Here is a 20255-nt window from a genome sequence, read left to right as displayed (position 1 = left end):
CTTAAGCACCGCTGACGCCGAACCTCGACCAAGCGCCTACCCTCGATCACGTGGACGCACCCGAACTCGTCGCCCTGCTGCGCAACCGGCGGGTCGCGGTGCTCACCGGCGCCGGGATGTCCACCGACTCGGGAATCCCCGACTACCGCGGCCCGGACTCGCCGCCGAGCAACCCCATGACGATTCGCCAGTTCACCTCCGACCCCGTCTTCCGGCAGCGCTACTGGGCGCGTAACCATCTCGGCTGGCGCCATATGGATGCCACGCTTCCCAACGCCGGCCACCGGGCACTCGCAGCGCTCGAGGCGGCGGGTGTGGTGTCGGCGCTGATCACCCAGAACGTCGACCTACTGCACAGCAAGGCGGGCAGCGCCAACGTCGTCAACCTCCACGGCACCTACGCGCAGGTGATCTGCCTCGACTGTGCGCACACGATGACGCGGGCCGCCCTGGCCGAACTGCTGGAGGCGGCCAACCCCGGGTTCGCCCAGCGGGCCGCGGAGTCGGTGGGCGGCATCGCGGTCGCTCCGGACGCCGACGCCGTCGTCGGCGAGACCACATCGTTTCGCGTCGTCGACTGCCCCCGGTGCGGCGGAATGCTCAAACCCGACATCGTCTACTTCGGCGAGAGCGTCCCGAAAGAGCGCGTGGCTCAGGCGTATTCGATGGTCGACGCGGCCGACGTCCTGCTGGTCGCCGGGTCGTCGCTGACGGTGTACTCGGGCTACCGGTTCGTGCGCCACGCCGCGGCGGCCGGAATGCCGATCGCGATCATCAACCGCGGACCCACCCGCGGCGACGCGCTGGCGACGGTCAAGGTCGACAACGGGTGCTCCCCCATGCTGGCGTTGTTGGCCGACGAGCTGCCCGGCGTCGCGACCTCGGTGGGAATGACGGCGTGACGCAGACATCCGAGGACGCTTCGTGGCTGCGTGAGCTGATCGACCGGCATCGCCCTGACCCCGGGCCGGTCACCGGCCGGTGGGCACTGGGCATCGGCGACGTGATCGCCGAGCACTCGCTGACCCCGGACAAGCTGCGGTGGCTGGTGCGCAAGCTCAACCACTTCGGCGGCGTGGCCATCAGCGAGGACTCGGTCGAATTCGACGGGGACACCGTCGAATGGGCGCAGGTCGAAGAGGTCCGGACCCGCAGCCTGATCGAGTACCTGTTCACGGGCGGAGTGGACAAGCAGATCGACAAGCTGCCCCTGCCGTGGTTTCCGTTCCGGCGCAAGGTGCTCGGAGCGGTCTCCCGTGCGGCGCTGACGCTTCTGCTGGCCGCGGCCAAACAGCAACTCGAAGGCGGCGCGCTGGAGATTCGGATCCCGGCAGAGGTGCGCTACGACGGCCTGCTGCGCACTCGCGAACTCACGCCGGGAATGCTGGCGGCGGTGATCCTGGCCGATCCGGTGGTCCGCGAGTGCTTCGAGGCGACGGCGGAGGCCAACGACGTGACGGTGCAACCCGCCGATGACGACGTCATGGCCAGCGCCGATGAGCGCGCCGACCAGATCAAGGCGGTGCTCGAGGGGATCTCGGCGCGCATCCGATCGCTGGGCGATCACTAGCGCACCGACTCAGACGGCCACCAGGTCGTCGGCGTGCACGGCGGGTCGGCGCAGCTCCGGAGCCAGATCCGACGTCGAGCGGCCCAACATCGTGGTCAGCTCGCCGCGGTCGTAGGCGACGACGCCACGCGCCACCATCGTCCCGTCCTGGGCGCGCAACTCCACGACGTCGCCGCCGTAGAAGCGCCCCGATACCGCGGTGATACCGGCGGGCAGCAGCGAGCGTCGCTGCGTGACCACCGCGCGCACCGCTCCGTCGTCGAGCGTCAGCGCACCTGCGGCCTCGGCGGCGTAGCGCACCCAGAACCGGCGCGCCGACATCCGCTCGGGCCGCGGCGCGAACACCGTGCCGACGGACGCGTCGGCCAGCGCGGTCGCCGCATCCGAGGCCGCCGCCAACAACACCGGCACCCCCGCGTCGGCGGCCAACAACGCCGACGACAGCTTCGAGGCCATCCCGCCGGTACCCAGATGGCTGCCCGTGCCGGCCACCACGCCGTCGAGGTCGTCGGGCCCCGCGACCTCGGAGATCAAGCGCGCGTTGCCTTTTCGCGGATCTGAGTCGTATAGACCGTCGATGTCGGACAGCAGGATCAGCGCATCCGCCCCGACGAGGTGGGCGACCAGCGCCGAGAGCCGGTCGTTGTCGCCGAACCGGATCTCGTTGGTGGCCACGGTGTCGTTCTCGTTGACGATCGCCACCGCGTGCAGCGCCCGCAACCGGTCGAGCGTGCGCTGGGCGTTGGTGTGCTGCACCCGCATCGAGATGTCGTGCGCGGTCAGCAGCACCTGGCCCACGGTGCGGTCATAGCGCGCGAAGGCCGCGCTCCACGCGTTGACCAGTGCGACCTGACCGACGCTGGCGGCCGCCTGTTTGGTGGCCAGGTCGGCGGGACGTCTGTTCAGCCGCAGCGGTTCGATGCCCGCCGCGATCGCTCCCGACGACACGATCACCACGTCCGAACCGGCCCGCATCCGGCCCTCGATGGCCTCGACCAGCACCGCGAGCCTGCTGGCGTCGAATACCCCCGCCGGTGTGGTCAGCGCGGTGGTGCCGATTTTCACGACGATGCTGCGCCCGGCACGGACCGCTTTCCGGTGCGCGGAGTCCGCGGCGCGCGGCGAAGCCGTCATGATTCGCCGCCGGGGCGCCGCCGTTCCCGCCGCGCGGCTTTGCGTTCGGCGGCCCCGACACGATCGGTCTGCTCGAGCCGCTGATCCGTGCCGCGACCCGACATCGGCACGTCGACCCCGGCCGGTGTCTGTGGCTCCCAGTCGAAGGTGACGTCGCCGATGGTCACCGCGCATCCGGGCCGCGCACCCAGCTTCAACAGCTCATCTTCGACGCCCAGGCGCGCCAGCCGGTCACCGAGGTAGCCGACCGCCTCGTCGTTGTCGAAATCGGTTTGGGCGACCCAGCGTTCGGGCCGGACGCCGTGTACGACGAAGCCGCCGTGTCCGTCCGGCTCGACGGTGAAACCGCTCTCGTCCACGGGGACGGGACGGATGACGGGTCGACGCGGCACCACCGGCGGTTGCGCATCGCGGTAGGCCGACACCATCTCCCACAGCGCGAACGTCAACGGCCGCAACCCTTCCCGGGTCACAGTGGACACCTCGAAGACGGGCCAACCGTAGCGGCGCCCAACCTCCTCGCGGACGAATTCGGCCAACTCGCGGGCATCGGGCACGTCGATCTTGTTCAACACCACCGCACGCGGACGCTCAGCGAGGTCACCCAGCGTCGAATCGCCTTGCAGCGTCGGGGTGTACGCGGCGAGCTCGGCTTCCAGCGCATCGATGTCGGAGACCGGATCGCGCCCGGGCTCCATCGTCGCGCAGTCGACGACGTGCACCAGCACGGCGCAGCGTTCGATGTGCCGCAGGAAGTCCAGTCCCAGCCCACGCCCCTGCGAGGCGCCGGGGATGAGGCCGGGCACGTCGGCGACGGTGAAGGTGTTGCCGCCCGCGGACACGACGCCGAGGTTGGGTGCCAGCGTCGTGAACGGATAATCGGCGATCTTGGGTTTGGCCGCCGAGATCACCGACACCAGGGAGGACTTTCCCGCGGAGGGAAAGCCGACCAGCCCGACGTCGGCGACGGTCTTGAGTTCCAGCGTCAGGTCGCGGACCTGACCCTTCTCCCCGAGCAGCGCGAAACCCGGCGCCTTGCGTGCGCGCGATGCCAGCGCGGCGTTGCCCAGGCCTCCGCGGCCACCGGCGGCCGCTTCGAAGCGGGTGCCCGCGCCGACGAGGTCGGCGAGCAGACGGCCGTCCTCGTCGAGCACGACCGTGCCGTCGGGAACCTTGACCTCGAGGTCGGCGCCCGCTGCCCCGTCGCGGTTGCCGCCGGCACCCTGCTTGCCCGAGGGTGCGACGACGTGGGGATGGAAGTGGAAATCGAGCAGCGTATGCACTTGCGGGTCGACGACCAAGATCACGCTGCCGCCTCGGCCGCCGTTACCGCCGTCGGGGCCACCGAGGGGTTTGAACTTCTCACGGTGCACCGAGGCGCAACCGTTGCCGCCGTTGCCGGCCCGCGCATGGATGACGACGCGGTCGACGAAGCGAGGCATCGGTCCTTCCTTTCCGTGACGTGTGAGCTACTGCCAGCTTCAGCCGGGAAGTCGCAGCAGCATCACATTCGCGGCAGGAAGTCAGGCCTCCTGCGGCGCCGGTCGAACGACGCTGACGGTTTTGCGGCCGCGCTTGGAGCCGAACTCGACGGCACCGGGGGCGGTGGCGAACAGGGTGTCGTCACCGCCGCGGCCGACGTTGGTGCCGGGATGGAAATGAGTACCGCGCTGCCGCACCAGGATTTCGCCGGCCTTGACGATCTGGCCGCCGAACCGCTTGACCCCGAGCCGCTGTGCGGCGGAGTCGCGACCGTTACGCGAGCTGGAAGCGCCCTTCTTGTGTGCCATGTCTGGTTCCTCTACTTGATCCCGGTGACCTTGAGGACGGTCAGCTGCTGACGGTGACCCTGCCGCTTGTGGTAGCCGGTCTTGTTCTTGAACTTGTGGATGCGGATCTTCGGGCCCTTGGTGTGCTCGAGGATCTCACCGGTGACGGCGACCTTCTCCAGCGACTTGGCGTCGGAAGTCACCTTCGACCCGTCGACGACGAGGGCCACGGGCAACGAGACGCTGGCGCCGGGCTCGGACTCGAGCTTCTCGACCTTCACCACGTCGCCGACGGCGACCTTGTACTGCTTGCCGCCGGTCTTGACGATTGCGTACGTGGCCATCGTGCTTACTACTCCTACGTCGTTCACTGGACGCGCGCGATTTCCCGCTGCGCTGGTCTGGGTTTGCGACTGCCGCCGACTCGCATGGTCCAGCCTGGCGACAACTGCTCAAGGCTACTTGAGCCGCCGCACGAGGGTCAAATCACCGCAGGTCACGGCTCGTCGGCGCCCGGCCACCAGCTCAGCCCTCCCGTCGCGGTGGACCCGCGGGTCGTGCGGCCGCGCGGCGCCGGTGCCGCCCTCCTGAGACGGCCGCGGATGCGCCGCTCCTGGTGTCGTAGTCATCGGACTCGTCGTCCTCGTCTGCATCCTCGTCATCGTCAGAGTCCTCATCGGAGTCGTCGGAGTCGTCGGCGCCGATGACCTCGATGTCGTCGTCGATGTCGTCTTCGTCGTCGTCGGAATCGAGGTCGATCTCGTCCTCGTCCTCGTCCTCATCGGAATCCTCGTCGGACTCGTCGTCCTCATCGGGGTCGGCCTCGTCGAAATCCTCGTCCTCGAGGTCTTCGATATCGTCCTCGCCCGACTCGATCACCGCGGTCCGGATGGCCCCCGAAATGGCCTCGGAATCGGTCTCGGCGACCTCCTGCGGCTTCTGCTCGCGGGATTCGTCGTCGCCGGCTTCATCGTCGTCTGCGTCATGGCGACCGTTGGCGGCCGCCATCGCCTTGAACATCGGGTGCTCACCCGCGGGATGCGGCGGGACCTTGGCCACGGCGACGTCGTCGGACTTGCCACCGCGCTTGCCGCGTTTACCGCGCCGGCCGCCGGTGTCGGACTTGCGCCCGCCGCTCGACGTCGAGTCGACCGGGTCACCGTGCAACACGATCCCCCGCCCGGCGCAGTGTGTACACGGCGTCGAGAACGCCTCCACCAGACCGGTGCCGAGCCGTTTGCGCGTCAACTGGACCAGGCCCAGCGACGTCACCTCGGAGACCTGATGGCGGGTCCGGTCGCGGGCCAGCGCCTCGGTCAGCCGCCGCAACACCAGGTCGCGGTTGGACTCGAGCACCATGTCGATGAAGTCGATCACCACGATGCCGCCGATGTCGCGCAGCCTGAGCTGACGCACGATCTCCTCGGCCGCCTCGAGGTTGTTGCGGGTGACGGTCTGCTCGAGGTTGCCGCCCGACCCGGTGAACTTGCCGGTGTTGACGTCGACGACGGTCATGGCCTCGGTCCGGTCGATGACGAGCGTGCCGCCCGACGGTAGCCACACCTTGCGGTCCATCGCCTTGGTCAGCTGCTCGTCGATGCGGTGCACCGCGAACACGTCGGGACCGTCGGGGGACGCAGGCTCGTACTTCGTCAACCGCGGAAGAAGTTCGGGCGCAACCGAATTCACATAGTCGTTGATGGTCTTCCAGGCGTCGTCACCGGAGACCGTCAACCCCGTGAAGTCCTCGTTGAACAGGTCGCGGATCACCTTGACCAACACATCGGGTTCTTCGTACAGCGCGACTGCCGCACCGGCCTTCTTGGCGGTGATGTCGGCGGCCTTGGCCTCGATCTCGGACCAGCGTTTGGCGAGGCGTTCGACGTCGTTGCGGATGTCTTCTTCTTTGACGCCCTCTGACGCGGTGCGGATGATCACCCCGGCGTCGGGCGGCACGACCTCACGCAGGATCTCCTTGAGACGCTGCCGCTCCGTGTCGGGCAGTTTGCGGCTGATGCCGGTCGACGAGGCGCCGGGCACGTAGACCAGGTACCGGCCCGCCAACGACACCTGCGTCGTCAACCGGGCGCCCTTGTGCCCGACGGGGTCCTTGCTGACCTGGACGACGACGTAGTCGCCCGGCTTGAGCGCCTGTTCGATCTTGCGCGATGCGCCGCCGAGTCCGGCGGCTTCCCAGTTGACCTCGCCGGCGTAGAGGACACCGTTGCGCCCGCGGCCGATGTCGACGAAGGCCGCCTCCATCGAGGGCAGCACGTTCTGCACGATGCCGAGGTAGATGTTGCCGACCAGGGAGGCAGACGCCGCCGAGGTCACGAAGTGCTCGACGACGACGCCGTCCTCGAGCACCGCGATCTGGGTGTAGCGGGCGCCCTCGTGCGGAGGTTCGGTGCGGACCTTGTCGCGCACGACCATCATCCGTTCGACGGCCTCGCGCCTGGCCAGGAATTCGGCCTCACTCAGGATGGGCGGGCGGCGCCTGCCGGCGTCTCGGCCGTCGCGCCTGCGTTGCCGTTTGGCCTCCAGCCGGGTCGACCCGCTGATGCCCTGGATCTCGCCGTCACCGCTGCCGGACTTGTCGTTCCTGGTCGACTTCCGCGGTTCGCGCTCGTGCACGACGGTGTTGGGCGGGTCGTCCGGCGAGGCCGCGTCGCTGTCGTCACCCGAACCCGATTTGCGACGACGGCGGCGGCGGCGACGGCGGGTGGCGCCATCGGTGCCGGTGTTCTCGTCGTCGCCGTTGTCCTCGTCGGAGTCGTCCGACTCGTCGCCGTCCTGGTCGCCGCCCTGAGAACCGCCTGGACTGGCGTCGCCGCCACCGTCGGCGTCATCACCGTTCTGCTCACCGCGGCCGCGGCCCTGGCCACGGCTCCCGCGGCGGCGACGGCGACCGGAGGGACGCTCGGACTGGTCGTCCTCGCCGTCCGGGCCGTCGTCGCCGTCGTCGTCGTTGTCGTCATCATCGTCGTCGGCGTCGTCGTCGAATCGGACCGGCTGCGGCGCGACGAACAACGGCATGTACTCGGCGCGCTGCGGCGCCTCCTCGGGGGTCTCCAGAATCAGCCGGGACTCCGGCTCGTCTCCGTTGCTCGGTTCGGCGGCATCTGCGGATTGGGGGGCGCCCGTCGGTTCGCCGGCGGCATCCGCGGCTTCGGGCGTCTGCGCTGTGTCCGCACCGTCGGCGAGCGCCTCGCGCACGCGCTGCGCCTCGTCCTGCGCGACCGTGGATTCGGCGGTGCGAGGGCGGCCGTCCAGCTCGGTCAGCGCCTGAAGAACCCGCTCGCTGGTGGTGCCCAGCACCTGGGCGAGCGAATCGACCCTCAACGATTCGGGCTGAGAGTCCTCCGCTTCTCGCGTGTCTTCAGATAGGTCTTCGGTTGGGGCATCTTCGGCCACGTAGTCTCCTTAAGCCCCCGGGCGCGTCATGTTTGACGCGGCCACGCGAGGGCTTCCGCTATGGACCCGGGTGAAGTTCGCCCGAGCTTGTTGTGGTCTCGCTCCGAGGGGCCCACTGGGGGCCATCCCGGTGCCGGTCTGAATGATGGCTGGACGGTCGGCGCCGCATCACGCGTGGCGATGGTCGCGCACGTCTAAGTCTTCATTCGGGTGTCCGGTCCCCGTTGGCGGCCGGTCACCCGAGTCGAGTATCCCACATCACGACGCCCCGCCCGACCAGGCTGGGCGAGACAGGTCAGGAAACCCCTTACTTGCTGGGGAACCAGAGATCGATCTCGCGCGCGGCGGACTCCGCGGAATCCGAGCCGTGGACGAGGTTGTCCTGGGTGATCAGGGCCAGGTCACCGCGGATGGTGCCCGGGGCGGCCTTCTCGACGGGGTCGGTTCCGCCGGCGATCTGGCGGAACGCCGCGATTGCCCGTGGACCTTCCACGACCGCCGCCACGACCGGGCCCGATGTGATGAACGCGAGCAGGGAATCGAAGAACGGCTTGCCCTCGTGCTCGGCGTAATGCCTGCGGGCCAGCTCGTCGCTGACGGTCACCAGCTTCAGCTCGGCGATCGCCAGCCCTTTGCGTTCGACCCGGGAGAGAATCTCACCGACAAGACGCCGCTTGACGCCGTCGGGCTTGACCAACACGAGGGTCCGTTCAATCGGCTCAGTCACGGCCGACAGAATAGCCGCCGGGATCGACTACTCCGGCGGACGCTGTTGACCAGGCAGAAGACCCCGCTTCTGGCGGCGCAGCACCTCGGCGCGCAGATAGGCGATGAGCAGCCACACCACCAGGAAGATCACCCCGACGAACGCGATCGCCCCGTCGAGGACGACGCCCGCGATCAACACGACCTGCAGGCCCACGTTCACCCAGATCGCCCACGGTCTGCCCTGCACACCGGCCAACAGCACCAGGACCACCGCCATCCCGATCAGGAAGCCGCCGCTGGCCGCGGTCAGCCCGCCGCCGATGTTGGCCACCACCGGCAGTGCCAGCAGCACGACGATGGCTTCGAGGATCAGCGTGCCGGCCATCACCCCGCGGAAGCTCTTCCAGGGATCGGGCTGCTGCCCGGGCGCGGGCTCGGTCATTGCGGATCCTTTCCGAACAGCGTGCGTGCCGCTCCCGCGGTGACGACCGAGCCGGTGATCACGATGCCGGCGCCGCCCATCACTTCACCCTCGATCGCCGACTCCTCGACGATCGCGGTGGCGGTCTCGATCGCGTCGGGCAGTGTCGCCGCGGTGACCACCCGTTCGGGGCCGAATCTCTGCTCGGCCAGCAGCGCCAACGCCTCCACGTCGAGCGCGCGCGGTGATCCGTTGTGGGTGACGACCACCTGGTCGAACACCGGTTCCAAGGCGGCCAGGATGCCGTCGACATCCTTGTCGCCCATGACCGAGACGACGCCGACCAGAACGCGGAAGTCGAACTCCTCCAGCAGCGCCTGCGCCAACGCCGCGGCCCCCGCCGGGTTGTGCGCGGCGTCGATGAAAACCGTTGGCGCGCTGCGCATTCTCTCCAGGCGGCCGGGACTCGTCACCGCGGCGAAGCCCGCCCGCACCGCGTCGATGTCCAGCTGGCGCTGCGCCCCCGCGCCGAAGAACGCCTCGACGGCCGCCAGCGCCAGCGCGGCGTTGTGCGCCTGGTGTTCTCCGTGCAGCGGCAGGAAGATCTCCGAGTAGAGGCCACCGAGCCCCTGCAGTTCGAGCAACTGCCCGCCCACGGCGACCTGCCTGCCGAGCACCGCGAACTCCGAGTCCTCACGCGCGACCGCGGCGTCGGCGCGCACGGCGTGGGCCAGCAGCGCTTCCATCGCCTCGGGCGCCTGCCTGCCGATGATCGCGACCGTATCGGTCGGCACCAGGTCGTCTTCCTGTTTGCCGATGATGCCGGCCTTCTCCGCGGCGATCTCGGCGAGGGTGTCGCCCAGGTACTCGGCGTGGTCCAACCCGATCGGGGTGATCACCGTGACGGGTGCGTTCACCACGTTGGTGGCGTCCCAGCGACCACCGAGGCCGACCTCCACCACGGCGACGTCGATCGGCGCATCGGCGAAGGCGGCGAACGCCATCGCGGTCACCACCTCGAACTTGCTCATGGCGGGGCCGGCCTTTCCGAGAACGCCGGCCTCGGACTGCTGGTCGACCAGGTGCACGAACGGCTCGATCTCGCGATAGGTAGCGACGTAGGCCGCGGGGCTGATCGGCTTGCCGTCGATCGAGATGCGCTCGACGGCCGACTGCAGGTGCGGGCTGGTGGTGCGGCCGGTGCGCCGGTGCAGCGCGGTCAACAGCGCATCGACCATCCGCGCGACCGACGTCTTGCCGTTGGTGCCCGCGATGTGGATCGACGGGTAACCGCGCTGCGGTGAACCGAGCAGTTCCAACAGCGCCGAGATGCGCGTGGTGCTGGGTTCGAGTTTCGTTTCGGGCCAACGTTGGTCAAGTAGGTGCTCGACCTGCAGGAGCGCCGCGATCTCGTCCGGTGACGGCTCGGATTCCGGAGGTGGCCGGTCGTCCGGGTCGGTCATCGCAGCGCGGCCAACCTCGCGGTGATGCGGTCGACTTCCTCCTGGGCGATCTGCTGGCGCCCACGGATCTTGTCGACGACGTCCGCGGGTGCCTTCGCCAGAAACGCCTCGTTTCCGAGTTTGCCCGTCGTGCCGGCCAGTTCCTTCTGCGCCGCGGCGAGGTCCTTCTCCAGCCGACGCCGCTCGGCGGCGATATCCACGGTGCCCGAGGTGTCGACCTCGACGGTCACGGTGCCGCGTGAGAGCCGCACCTCGATGGCCGCGGTCGGGGCGAATCCGTCGCCGTCGGTGGTCAGCCAGGCCAGTGAGCGCACGGCGGGCACCTGCGCCTGCAGGTCCGCGCCGGCGATGTCCGACAACCGCGCAGGCACCTTCTGCCGGTCGTTGAGTCCCTGATCGCTGCGGAAGCGACGCACTTCGGTGATCAGCCTCTGCATATCCGCGACCCGTTGCGCCGCAATAGGATCGAGTGCGAAACCCGATGGCGTGGGCCAGTCGGCGATCACCAACGACTCGCCCCCGGTCAACGTCTTCCACAACACCTCGGTGACGAACGGCATCACCGGATGCAACAGCTTCAGAAGCGTGTCGAGCACCGCGGCCAGCACGGCCGTCGTGTGCGTGATCCCCTCGGCGAGCTGCACTTTGGCCAGCTCGACGTACCAGTCGCAGAACTCGTCCCAGGCGAAGTGGTAGAGCGACTCGCACGCGCGGCTGAACTCGTAGGCGTCGAACGCCGAATCCACTTCCGCGCGAACCTGTTCCACGCGACCAAGGATCCACCGGTCGGCGTCGGTCAGCTCGGCGGTGTCCGGCAGCGGAGCGGGCGCGGCGCCGTTCATCAACGCGAACCGGGTGGCGTTGAACAGCTTCGTGGCGAAGTTGCGTGAGGCTCGGGCGTGATCCTCGCCGATGGACAGGTCACCGCCGGGGCTCGCCCCGCGGGCCAGCGTGAACCGCAACGCGTCGGCGCCGAACATCTCCACCCAGTCCAGCGGGTCGATCCCGTTACCGCGCGACTTGCTCATCTTGCGGCCGTGCTCGTCGCGAATCAGCCCGTGCAGGAAGACGTTTTCAAAAGGAACCTGCGGACGTGACTTCTTCGCATCTCCGTCTCCGGTGATCGCGGGGTCGTCGGCGACAAACGTGCCGAACATCATCATCCGCGCCACCCAGAAGAACAGGATGTCGTAGCCGGTGACCAGCACGGTCGTCGGATAGAACTTGGCGAGGTCGGGCGTGCGGTCCGGCCAGCCCATGGTGGAGAACGGCCACAACGCCGAACTGAACCACGTGTCGAGCACGTCGGGGTCCTGCTCCCAGCCCTCGGGCGGCGTCTCGTCGGGCCCGACGCAGACGGTCTCCCCGCCGGGACCGTGCCAGATCGGGATGCGGTGGCCCCACCACAGCTGGCGCGAGATGCACCAGTCGTGCATGTTGTCCACCCACGCGAACCACCGCGGCTCGAGGCTGGGCGGGTGAATGACGGTGTCGCCGTCACGAACCGCGTCACCGGCGGCCTTGGCCAACGCCTCGACCTTGACCCACCACTGCAGCGACAGCCTGGGCTCGATCGGCTCACCGCTTCGTTCGGAGTGCCCGACGCTGTGCACGTACGGCCGCTTCTCTGCGACGATGCGGCCTTGCGAAGCCAGCGCCTCGCGGACCTTGACCCGGGCCTCGAAGCGGTCCTGGCCATCGAATTCGGTTCCCGTGCCGGCGATTCGGCCCTTGGTGTCCATGATGGACGGCATCGGTAGCTGGTGGCGCAGGCCGATCTCGAAGTCGTTCGGGTCGTGAGCGGGAGTCACCTTGACGGCTCCCGTGCCGAATTCGGGGTCGACGTGGTCGTCGGCGACGATCACGATGTCGCGGTCGATGAACGGGTGCGGCAGCGTCTTTCCGACCAGATCGCGGTAGCGCTCGTCGTCGGGGTGCACCGCGATCGCCGTGTCGCCCAGCATCGTCTCCACACGGGTGGTGGCCACGACGATGTGCGGTTCGTCGTCGTCGAGTGAGCCGTACCGGAACGACACCAACTCGCCCTCGATGTCCTCGTATTTGACCTCGAGATCAGAGATCGCGGTCTCAAGCACCGGCGACCAGTTGACCAGTCGCTCGGCCTGGTAGATCAGACCCGCGTCGAAGAGTCGCTTGAAGATCGTGCGCACCGCACGCGACAGACCCTCGTCCATGGTGAACCGCTCGCGGCTCCAATCGACGCCGTCACCGAGGCGGCGCATCTGCGCGCCGATGGTGCCGCCGGATTGCCGCTTCCAATCCCAGACCTTGTCGATGAACAGCTCCCGGCCGAAGTCCTCTTTGGTCTTGCCGTCGACCGCGAGTTGCTTTTCGACCACCGACTGGGTGGCGATGCCGGCATGATCCATGCCCGGCAACCACAACACCTCGAAGCCCTGCATCCGCTTGCGGCGGGTCAGCGCATCCATCAGCGTGTGGTCCAGCGCGTGGCCCATGTGCAGATTGCCGGTGACGTTCGGCGGGGGCAGCACAATCGAGTAGGCGGGCTTGCTGCTGGTGGCGTCGGCGGTGAAGTAGCCGGCCTTGACCCAGCCGTCGTAGAGGTCGCTCTCCACCGCGGCCGGGTCCCAGGACTTGGGCAGGGCTTCGGCAGAGGAGCGGGGGCTGGCGGTCACCCCGCAATTCTAGGAACGCAGCGCGCGGCGTCGCTAACTGCCCCGAGCGGGACGGTGTTTCGCTTCCGACCCGGTGTGACGTGCGCTACCCCGGCAGGGGCGTCGTCTCCAGCGTCACCCCCGCGGCGGGTAGGCGGGTGAGCAGCGCGTCGCCCATCGCCGCGGCGGGGGTGAGCACGCCGCGAAGGTCGGAGAGCTTGTCGCGGTCGAGCGCCAGCGCCAGCGCGCTCTCCCCCAGCAGCACCGCCGTCGCCTTGTAGCCCGGATCGCCCTTCTGCGACATGACGGCCCGATACCGGGCGCGCGTGGTGGTCGTGGCATACGTTTCGACGGTGTAGTGGCCGCTTTCGCGCACCTTCTCGCTGGGCCCGGTGCCCGGTTTCGGCAGCACTCGGTCGATCAGCTTGCCGGGCACCCGGTCGAAGTAGCGGCTGCCCAGCGCCATCGTCGCGGCGTTGCCGGCCGCGGCCACCGCAGATGCGACGGGCGCGAGCACCGACTTGCCCATGCTCATCTGTTCGCCGTACTCGAGCCTGCGCCCATAGGCATAGTCGAGTAATGCGTTGCTGCGCCGAACGATCCGGGTGTTCACCGCGGCCATCACGAAAGGCGCCACCCAGTACCCGTCGAGTTCGGGTGCGATCTCTCGGCCACGCCGCCACCGCAGATCGGGTTGGCCACCCAACTCGGGTTCGCCGGCGCGGTCCGGGGTGAGCGTGTACGGGTCGTTCATCACCCGGCGGGCCTCGGCGTCCGACGATGCCGCCCGCATCACCTCGATCATCGAGGCGGCCGTGCCACCGGACACTCCGCCCTTGAAGGACCGCACCACCAGGTTGGTGTCGGTGAGTTCGCCCGCATCGTCGCGCTGGGCCCGCCGGTACAACGCGAACACCGTGAGATCCGAAGGCACGGAATCGAATCCGCACGAATGCACGATGCGCGCACCGGTGTCGGCCGCCTGTTTGTGGTACTGGTCGATGCTCTCGCGAATGAACAACGACTCCCCGGTCAGGTCTGCATAGTCGGTGCCGGCCGCCGCGCACGCCGCGACCAGCGGCAGGCCGTACTTCGCATAGGGCCCCACCGTGGTGGCCACGACGCGCGCCTGTGCGGCCATCGCGTTCAGTGTCGACGGCTGCGACGCGTCCGCGGTGATCAGCGGCCACTCGCGAGCCGCATCACCCAGGGAATCTCGGACCGCGATCAGCTTGTCGTGCGATCGGCCGGCGAGCGCGACTCGGGCCCCCGAAGCCGTCCTGGCCAGATATTCGGCGGTGAGTTTCCCGACGAACCCGGTGGCCCCGTACAAGACGATGTCGAATTCCCGCTCGGATGTCGAAGGTCGCCGGCCGTCCGGCTCCGGTGCGCTCATGGTCGCGACGCTACCCGAGCGTCTCGGGCACCTCGGTGTCCTCACCGAGCACGTGCCGGGCCAGGAACCCGATCACCACCTGGTACCAGATCTTGGCGTGTTGCGGAGTGAGCACCCAGTGGTTCTCCGACGGGAAGTACAGAAACCGGTGTGGGCTGTCGCCGTCGGCATCGGCGGGCAGGGCGGAGTGGGTGAGTAACTCGTACCAGAGCCGCAGCGCCTGGCCGATCGGGACTCGGTAGTCCTTGTCGCCGTGGATGACCAGCATGGGCGTGCGGATTTCGCCGACGTGCTGATGCGGCGAGTTGGCCTGCGCCATGTCGCGCGTCATCTCACGTAGCCAGTAGTACGACGAGTCGGTGGTCGCGCCGAACTGATCGAGCGCCCAGAGGCTGGCGTGGGTGACGATCGCGTCGAACCTATCGGTGTGGCCGGCGACCCAGTTGGCCATGTAGCCACCGAACGACCCACCCATCGCGGCGGTGCGCGACGCGTCGATGCGGGGATGCGCGCACGCGGCGTCGGTGATGGCCATCAGATCCTCGAAAGGGGCACCGCCCCAGGCGCCCCAGCCCCGCGCGATGAAGTCCTGCCCGTAACCGGTGGAGATCCCGGGATCGGGTAGCAGCACCGCATAGCCGTGAGCTGCCAGCAGCCACGGATTCCACCGCCACGACCACACGTTCCAGCTGGCCAACGGACCGCCGTGGATCCACAACAGCAGCGGCGCCTTTCCGTCACCGGACGGGAGCACCAGCCACGAACGCACCCGCGTGCCGTCGCCGGACGTCGTCGCGAGCTCGGTCAGCGTCCCCGGAAGCGGCGGCAGCGCCGCACACGGAAGCTCGGTGACGCCGCCGTCGGGGTCGATGCGCACCGGGTGAGGCGGGGCCGCGTAGGAGCTTCGCAACGCGAAGAGCGCACCGCCGGGGGCGGCCACCACATCGGAGTAGCAGTAATCGTCGAACGTCAGTTGAACAACCGCGCCGTCGGCGAGGTCGACCCGGAAAACCGGCGCCCTGCCGTCCTGATCGGCGGTGACGATCACCGCCGAGCCGTCCCGCAGCCACGTCACCGATGCCGGCCACCGGTCCCAATCACCGGCGAGCACGCCTGGGCTCCCGCCAAACCGGGTGCACCCCAGCGTGATTCGCGGTGGCGTGTCGGGTGTCGAGAACGTCTCGCGGAGGTAGACGACGGTGGTGCCGTCCGGTGAGATGGCCGGACTCCACACGTCGGCGTCGGGCTCGGCCACCACCACCGTGCGTTCGCCGCTGTCGAGATCGATCCGCATCAGCACCGAATGGCGGGATGCCCCGGGCGCGGGCCGTTGCCATGTGGTGACCAGGTAGCGCCCGTCGGAACTGATGTCGAAGTCGGACTCGCGCAGGGCACCGCCCGGCGCGGCGGTCAGGTCACGGACGTTCTCACCGCGCGCGGAATCGTCGGTCAACGCGACGCCGAGCAGGTGCGGTTCGCCCGGTCCGAGGTCGCAATCCCAGTGTCGAATGGGATAGCCGGTGTGCAGGATCGCGGTGATCTTGTTGTCCTTACGCAGGTCTCGAAGCCGGCGGTCTTCGGCGATGGTCCGTGCGGAGGGCATCAACGGTGAGCGCACCACTGCCACGTCGGCCTCGCGGGCGGTGCGCACCGCCTCGACGCCGCCGGGCAGTGACAGCACCTGCGCCGCCTCACCGCCGGCCACCGGGAGCCGCCACAGCGCGGCGGGTGGCTCGTCGTCGTCCGCGGTCGGGCGCACCGCGACGAACAGCAGATCGCCGCTGGCCGCGAACGCGGGGGCCGACTCGCCCTTGGTCCCCCGCGTCAGCCGGCGCGCCGGTTGGGTGCCGGTGGGATCGAGCTCCCAGACCGCGCTGACGTATTCGGTTCTCTTGTCGTTGAGTTGAGCGACTGTGGTCACCAACCGGGTTCCGTCCGGCGAGAGCGCCAGCCCCGAGACGCGGGGTAACGCAACGTACTCGTCGAGGTCGTCGAAGGGCGCGCGGGACGGGGCGTCGAGGGCCGTCGCGGTCATGCCCCGTTGGTAGCACACCCCGGCGACCCTCCCCGCGACGTGCTGCGCGCTACGTTCGACGCATGCCGAAGCGGATCGTAGTCGTCGGGGCGGGCATCGCCGGGTTGGCGACCGCTGCCGCCCTGCAACAGCGCGGACACGACATCACGCTTGTCGAGGAGCGCACCGACACGTCGTCGGGAGCCGGAATCAGCATCTGGCCCAACGCTTTGGCCGCGCTCGACGACATCGGCCTCGGCGACCCCGTACGTGAGGCCGGCGGCCGGGTGACGGCAGGTGCGGCGCGCTGGCGTGACGGCAGCTGGTTGCGGCGACCCGAACGGCAACGCCTCATCAAGGCCCTGGGCGAACCTCTTGTCGTCATCCGCCGTTCGGCGTTGACGTCGATTTTGGCCGGGGCGCTCGCCGACGGAACCCTGCGGGCCGGAGTGGCGGTGGAGGCGCTGGCGGTGACCGCCGACGGCGTCCGAGTCACGTTGGCCGACTCCGCGGTGCTGGAGGCCGAGGCCGTCGTGGGCGCCGACGGCACGCATTCGATGGTCGCCCGTCATCTCAACGGACCGCTGCACAACCGATATGTCGGCTACACCGCGTGGCGCGGGGTGGCCGACTGCAGAATCGATCCCGAGCTCGCGGGCGAGACGCTCGGCCCAGCGCGCGAGTTCGGCCACGTGCCGCTCGGGCAGGACCACACCTATTGGTTCGCCACCGAACGCGTGCCCGAGGCGACGACGGCGCCGCAGGGTGAACTGGCCTACCTTCGGGAGCGGTTCGAGTCGTGGGCCCCGCCCATCCCCGAGATCTTGGCCGCCACGGATCCCGCCGCCGTCTTGCGCAACGACCTCTATGACCGCGACGAGGCGCGACAGTGGTCGCGGGGTTCGATCGTGACGGTCGGTGACGCCGCGCATCCGATGCGCCCGCACCTGGGACAGGGCGGCTGTCAGGGCCTGGAGGACGCCGCGATCCTGGCGCGGTTCCTCGATGGCGACGACGACGTCGGTGCGGCGTTCGCGCGGTTCGTGGCGTTTCGCCGTCCGCGGGTCCGCTCGCTGGTCCGCGAATCGCGGTTCATCGGGCGCGTCATGAACCTGCCGCCGGCGCTCAGTGCGCTCGTGAGCCGGGCGACGGTGCTGGGACCCGAAGCCCTGGTCGCCGGCCACCTGGCCGATGTGGCGGCACGGTCGGCGTTCAAGCCGCCCACCGACCGCGACCTGTCCGCGGCGTGAGCGTGCGGCTGGGCCCCCTGGTCGTCGACGCGGCCGATCCGCCCGCGTTGTCCGCCTTCTGGGCGGCAGTCCTCGGGGTCGACGCCCAGCGTCGGCTACTGGTCTTTCGACCGCAGGACCGCCCGAAGACGGTGAAGAACCGCGTACACGTGGACCTCGACGTTCGCGACATCGCGGCGCTCCTCGACCTTGGCGCCCGTGTGCTCGCCGAGCACACCGGGTGGACGACGCTCGTCGACATCGAGGGCAACGAATTCTGCGCGTTCCCCCGAGAGCGGGATGCGGGCCCACCCGCCCGCCTGTTCGCGGTCTGCACGGACAGCGATCGGCCCGAAGAGCTCGCCGCCTGGTGGGCGCCGCGGGTGGGGGCCGAGCTGTGCGACGGCCCCGACGGGACGCCGCGGTGGCTCTACAGGTCGTATGGCTGGGAGGACCTCATCTGGAAGTTCGTCCGCGTCGACGACCGCCGTGTCGTTCCGAACCGCTGGCAGTGGAGCGTCGACTCGGCCCCCGAAGGGCTGACGGACCCGCAGGGCAACGAGTTCAGCGTGCTCCGGCGATCGTCCCGATCGGGTTGAGCAGCGCGGTGCACATCTGACGCGGATTGACGAAGCCCAACAGGCCGCTGGACGGCATCGCCGCGCATCCGGTCGCGGTGGCGGGCACGGTCCGTGCGGTCGGAGCGGACGGACCCGACGGCGTGGTCCACACCGCGGGCGTGGCACCGCGGGGTCCGCACTTCGGCCACGCCTTCAGCCCCTGGGTGCGCAGGACGTTCTCGGCCACGCGGATCTGCTCGGCGCGCGATGCGGTCGCCGGATTGCCGACACCGCCGTTGGAGGCCCAGGTGGCCTGCTTGAACTGCAGGCCTCCGTAGTGGCCGTTGCCCGTGTTGGTGGCCCAGTTGCCGCCGGATTCGCATTCGGCGATGGCGTCCCAGTTCACCGAATCGGCGTTGGCGGTGGCCAACGACGACTCGGACAGTGCCATCGGCACCATCGCCAGCGCTCCGGAGATCGCCGCGGCCAAAAGGCCCTTGCCAACTGCGGTACGAACGTTCATCTCTGCGGTCCTTCCCCGACCGTTTTCACAAGGCCCGCATCCGAGATCTCCGCTGCGGTTATCCGGTGTGTCGGGTGATGAACGTCACGTGTTACGCGAGGGTCAAAAGTTTTATTCGTTACTTAATTGGCGTAAGAGCCTTCTGAGAAAGAAGGGGCGGTGCCGGATAACCCCGGCACCGCCCCTGAAAAGACGAAAACGCGTGCTTAGCCGCGACCGCCGCAGGTCGGCCATGCGCCGATGCCCTGCGACTGCAGCACGTTCTCGGCGACGCGGATCTGCTCCTCGCGGCTGGCGTTGTGCGGGGAGCCGCTGCCACCGTTCGATTGCCACGTGCCCATGGTGAACTGCAGGCCGCCGTAGTAGCCGTTGCCGGTGTTGATGGACCAGTTACCGCCCGACTCGCACGCCGCGACGGCGTCCCAGTCCACACCGCTGTCCGCATTGGCAGTGCCGGTGGCCAGAGCCATGGGCGCCATCGCGAGCGCTCCGGCAAAGGTCGCCAGGCCAAGTGTCTTGCGGATGTTCTTCAACTTCTATCCTTTCGCCACGCGCGCGCCAACACACGCCCGCGCCAGATCGCACGGGGTGGGGATGCCTGTCGGCCAGGCCAGGAGTTGGGCCGCACCGTCTCGGTCGGGTGCGACAGCGGGAGGCCAGAAGTGCCTCGCCGGGCCTCAGCGCCGGCGGCCGCCGGAGACCGATCGCCTCCTACAGCCCCACTCACACACAGGTTCGTGGTTTCAAATTGTTTGCTCCGGGTAGAGCCACTGGGGACCGTACAAAATGACTTCGGCCGCCGTCATATCGCGCGAAGGTGTGTCGCGGCCAGATCACGAAACGATCACGGGAGAGATTTCCGTGCGTAATCCCAGGTAGTACGGCAGTTTGACGGTGACGCCAAAACTCGTGTTCACCCAGGTTCTCGTGAGCCAACTCACGGCCATTTTGTGAGCTGGGCCACGGTTATTGGCCGCCGCACACCGGCTCGTGCGGCGAAAACCGCAGTGGCGTGGACAAAATGGCCCCAGCAGGCGCGGTCGTTGCCGGTGACCGCGGTGACTTCGCTGACCCGTCGACCCAGTTCGACAGCGAAAGGTCCTGCGTGTCAGCGACTCACGAGGACAACCCGAATGCGGCTGCATATGTCGCCCGCAGCCGTTTTCGCAGCCCTCCGAGGACTCCGTTCTGCCAGCGGGCTTTTCGGCATCGGGCGTCGACACTCGGCACCCCTCAAACGACGAACCGGCCGCGAGCACTCCGCGCATGGCACGTTGAGAATCCGTCGCGGCCTGCCTTTTATTGGCTCCACGCACCGAATCAGGTCTCACGAAGGCCGAATTCACTCACGGGCCTGTCGAAAACCGTTGGGAGCTAGGATCATTCGACTACCGCTTCGCCTTCTGACGCAGAAGCGA

General features: G+C 68.8%; 16 protein-coding genes and 1 pseudogene. 4 read left to right on the top strand and 13 right to left on the bottom strand.

From position 1 onward, the window contains the following. Nucleotides 1–50: 50 nt before the first annotated feature. Both AU198_RS20610 and AU198_RS20605 read left to right on the top strand, forming a co-directional pair. The gene (locus AU198_RS20610) at nt 51–902 is read left to right on the top strand and encodes an NAD-dependent protein deacetylase (RefSeq protein ID WP_064350413.1); all 852 of its coding nucleotides are present in this window, start codon (nt 51–53) and stop codon (nt 900–902) included. Further along, nucleotides 899–1570 (top strand): hypothetical protein, encoded by a 672-nt coding sequence (locus AU198_RS20605; RefSeq protein ID WP_064350412.1) that lies wholly within the window; start codon nt 899–901, stop codon nt 1568–1570. Before AU198_RS20610 ends, AU198_RS20605 begins: the two co-directional genes overlap by 4 nt. 9 nt (nt 1571–1579) lie before the next feature. On the opposite strand, the gene proB is transcribed toward AU198_RS20605, so the two are convergent. From proB to AU198_RS20550, 11 genes are all read right to left on the bottom strand, one after another. After that, nucleotides 1580–2704: a glutamate 5-kinase gene (gene proB, locus AU198_RS20600; protein ID WP_064350411.1), complete on the bottom strand. Its 1125-nt coding sequence runs from the start codon at nt 2702–2704 to the stop codon at nt 1580–1582. Then, nucleotides 2701–4146 (bottom strand): GTPase ObgE, encoded by a 1446-nt coding sequence (obgE, locus tag AU198_RS20595; RefSeq protein ID WP_064350410.1) that lies wholly within the window; start codon nt 4144–4146, stop codon nt 2701–2703. Before obgE ends, proB begins: the two co-directional genes overlap by 4 nt. Before the next feature lie 81 nt (nt 4147–4227). Continuing rightward, nucleotides 4228–4494 carry a 50S ribosomal protein L27 gene (rpmA, locus tag AU198_RS20590; RefSeq protein ID WP_064350409.1) on the bottom strand — a complete coding sequence of 89 codons (267 nt, stop codon included), beginning with the start codon at nt 4492–4494 and terminating at the stop codon, nt 4228–4230. A gap of 11 nt (nt 4495–4505) precedes the next feature. Beyond that, a complete protein-coding gene (rplU, locus tag AU198_RS20585) occupies nt 4506–4817 on the bottom strand; it encodes a 50S ribosomal protein L21 (protein WP_064350408.1) in 312 nt (103 codons plus the stop codon). 181 nt (nt 4818–4998) lie between these two features. After that, nucleotides 4999–7887: a ribonuclease E gene (rne, locus tag AU198_RS20580; protein ID WP_064350407.1), complete on the bottom strand. Its 2889-nt coding sequence runs from the start codon at nt 7885–7887 to the stop codon at nt 4999–5001. A gap of 307 nt (nt 7888–8194) precedes the next feature. Beyond that, nucleotides 8195–8602, bottom strand: a complete 408-nt coding sequence (ndk, locus tag AU198_RS20575; protein ID WP_064350490.1) for a nucleoside-diphosphate kinase — start codon at nt 8600–8602, stop codon at nt 8195–8197. Between the two features lie 39 nt (nt 8603–8641). Beyond that, a complete protein-coding gene (locus AU198_RS20570) occupies nt 8642–9037 on the bottom strand; it encodes a DUF4233 domain-containing protein (protein ID WP_064350406.1) in 396 nt (131 codons plus the stop codon). After that, a complete protein-coding gene (folC, locus tag AU198_RS20565) occupies nt 9034–10479 on the bottom strand; it encodes a bifunctional tetrahydrofolate synthase/dihydrofolate synthase (RefSeq protein ID WP_064350405.1) in 1446 nt (481 codons plus the stop codon). The genes AU198_RS20570 and folC overlap by 4 nt, the downstream gene beginning before the upstream one ends. Next, the gene (locus tag AU198_RS20560) at nt 10476–13136 is read right to left on the bottom strand and encodes a valine--tRNA ligase (protein ID WP_064350404.1); all 2661 of its coding nucleotides are present in this window, start codon (nt 13134–13136) and stop codon (nt 10476–10478) included. Before AU198_RS20560 ends, folC begins: the two co-directional genes overlap by 4 nt. 85 nt (nt 13137–13221) lie before the next feature. Continuing rightward, complete coding sequence (locus tag AU198_RS20555; protein WP_064350403.1) at nt 13222–14511, bottom strand: saccharopine dehydrogenase family protein; 1290 nt, start codon at nt 14509–14511, stop codon at nt 13222–13224. Nucleotides 14512–14521: 10 nt separating this feature from the next. Next, the gene (locus tag AU198_RS20550) at nt 14522–16546 is read right to left on the bottom strand and encodes a S9 family peptidase (RefSeq protein ID WP_064350402.1); all 2025 of its coding nucleotides are present in this window, start codon (nt 16544–16546) and stop codon (nt 14522–14524) included. Nucleotides 16547–16608: 62 nt separating this feature from the next. Between AU198_RS20550 and AU198_RS20545 the strand changes: the two genes are divergently transcribed. Further along, nucleotides 16609–17775, top strand: a complete 1167-nt coding sequence (locus tag AU198_RS20545; protein WP_064350401.1) for an FAD-dependent oxidoreductase — start codon at nt 16609–16611, stop codon at nt 17773–17775. After that, complete coding sequence (locus AU198_RS20540; RefSeq protein WP_064350400.1) at nt 17772–18353, top strand: VOC family protein; 582 nt, start codon at nt 17772–17774, stop codon at nt 18351–18353. The genes AU198_RS20545 and AU198_RS20540 overlap by 4 nt, the downstream gene beginning before the upstream one ends. On the opposite strand, the gene AU198_RS20535 is transcribed toward AU198_RS20540, so the two are convergent. Next, nucleotides 18319–18837: a transglycosylase family protein gene (locus AU198_RS20535; protein ID WP_064350399.1), complete on the bottom strand. Its 519-nt coding sequence runs from the start codon at nt 18835–18837 to the stop codon at nt 18319–18321. The two genes, AU198_RS20540 and AU198_RS20535, sit on opposite strands and share 35 nt — an antisense overlap. Before the next feature lie 206 nt (nt 18838–19043). Continuing rightward, nucleotides 19044–19268 (bottom strand): annotated as a pseudogene (locus AU198_RS20530) (transglycosylase family protein); the annotation flags it as partial. Nucleotides 19269–20255 lie beyond the last annotated feature (987 nt).

Origin of the sequence: Mycobacterium sp. GA-1199 (assembly GCF_001500045.1) — a bacterium.
Lineage (GTDB): Bacteria > Actinomycetota > Actinomycetes > Mycobacteriales > Mycobacteriaceae > Mycobacterium.
Note: the sequence above shows the minus strand (reverse complement) of the source record. Positions and strands in the feature narration are given on the sequence as shown.

Bases quoted from the DNA above. Each gene is read 5' to 3' on its own strand.
- rplU (WP_064350408.1), bottom strand. From the start codon at position 4,817: ATGGCCACGTACGCAATCGTCAAGACCGGCGGCAAGCAGTACAAGGTC.
- obgE (WP_064350410.1), bottom strand. From the start codon at position 4,146: ATGCCTCGCTTCGTCGACCGCGTCGTCATCCATGCGCGGGCCGGCAAC.
- folC (WP_064350405.1), bottom strand. From the start codon at position 10,479: ATGACCGACCCGGACGACCGGCCACCTCCGGAATCCGAGCCGTCACCG.
- AU198_RS20555 (WP_064350403.1), bottom strand. From the start codon at position 14,511: ATGAGCGCACCGGAGCCGGACGGCCGGCGACCTTCGACATCCGAGCGG.
- proB (WP_064350411.1), bottom strand. From the start codon at position 2,704: ATGACGGCTTCGCCGCGCGCCGCGGACTCCGCGCACCGGAAAGCGGTC.
- AU198_RS20550 (WP_064350402.1), bottom strand. From the start codon at position 16,546: ATGACCGCGACGGCCCTCGACGCCCCGTCCCGCGCGCCCTTCGACGAC.
- rpmA (WP_064350409.1), bottom strand. From the start codon at position 4,494: ATGGCACACAAGAAGGGCGCTTCCAGCTCGCGTAACGGTCGCGACTCC.
- AU198_RS20570 (WP_064350406.1), bottom strand. From the start codon at position 9,037: ATGACCGAGCCCGCGCCCGGGCAGCAGCCCGATCCCTGGAAGAGCTTC.
- AU198_RS20545 (WP_064350401.1), top strand. From the start codon at position 16,609: ATGCCGAAGCGGATCGTAGTCGTCGGGGCGGGCATCGCCGGGTTGGCG.
- AU198_RS20535 (WP_064350399.1), bottom strand. From the start codon at position 18,837: ATGAACGTTCGTACCGCAGTTGGCAAGGGCCTTTTGGCCGCGGCGATC.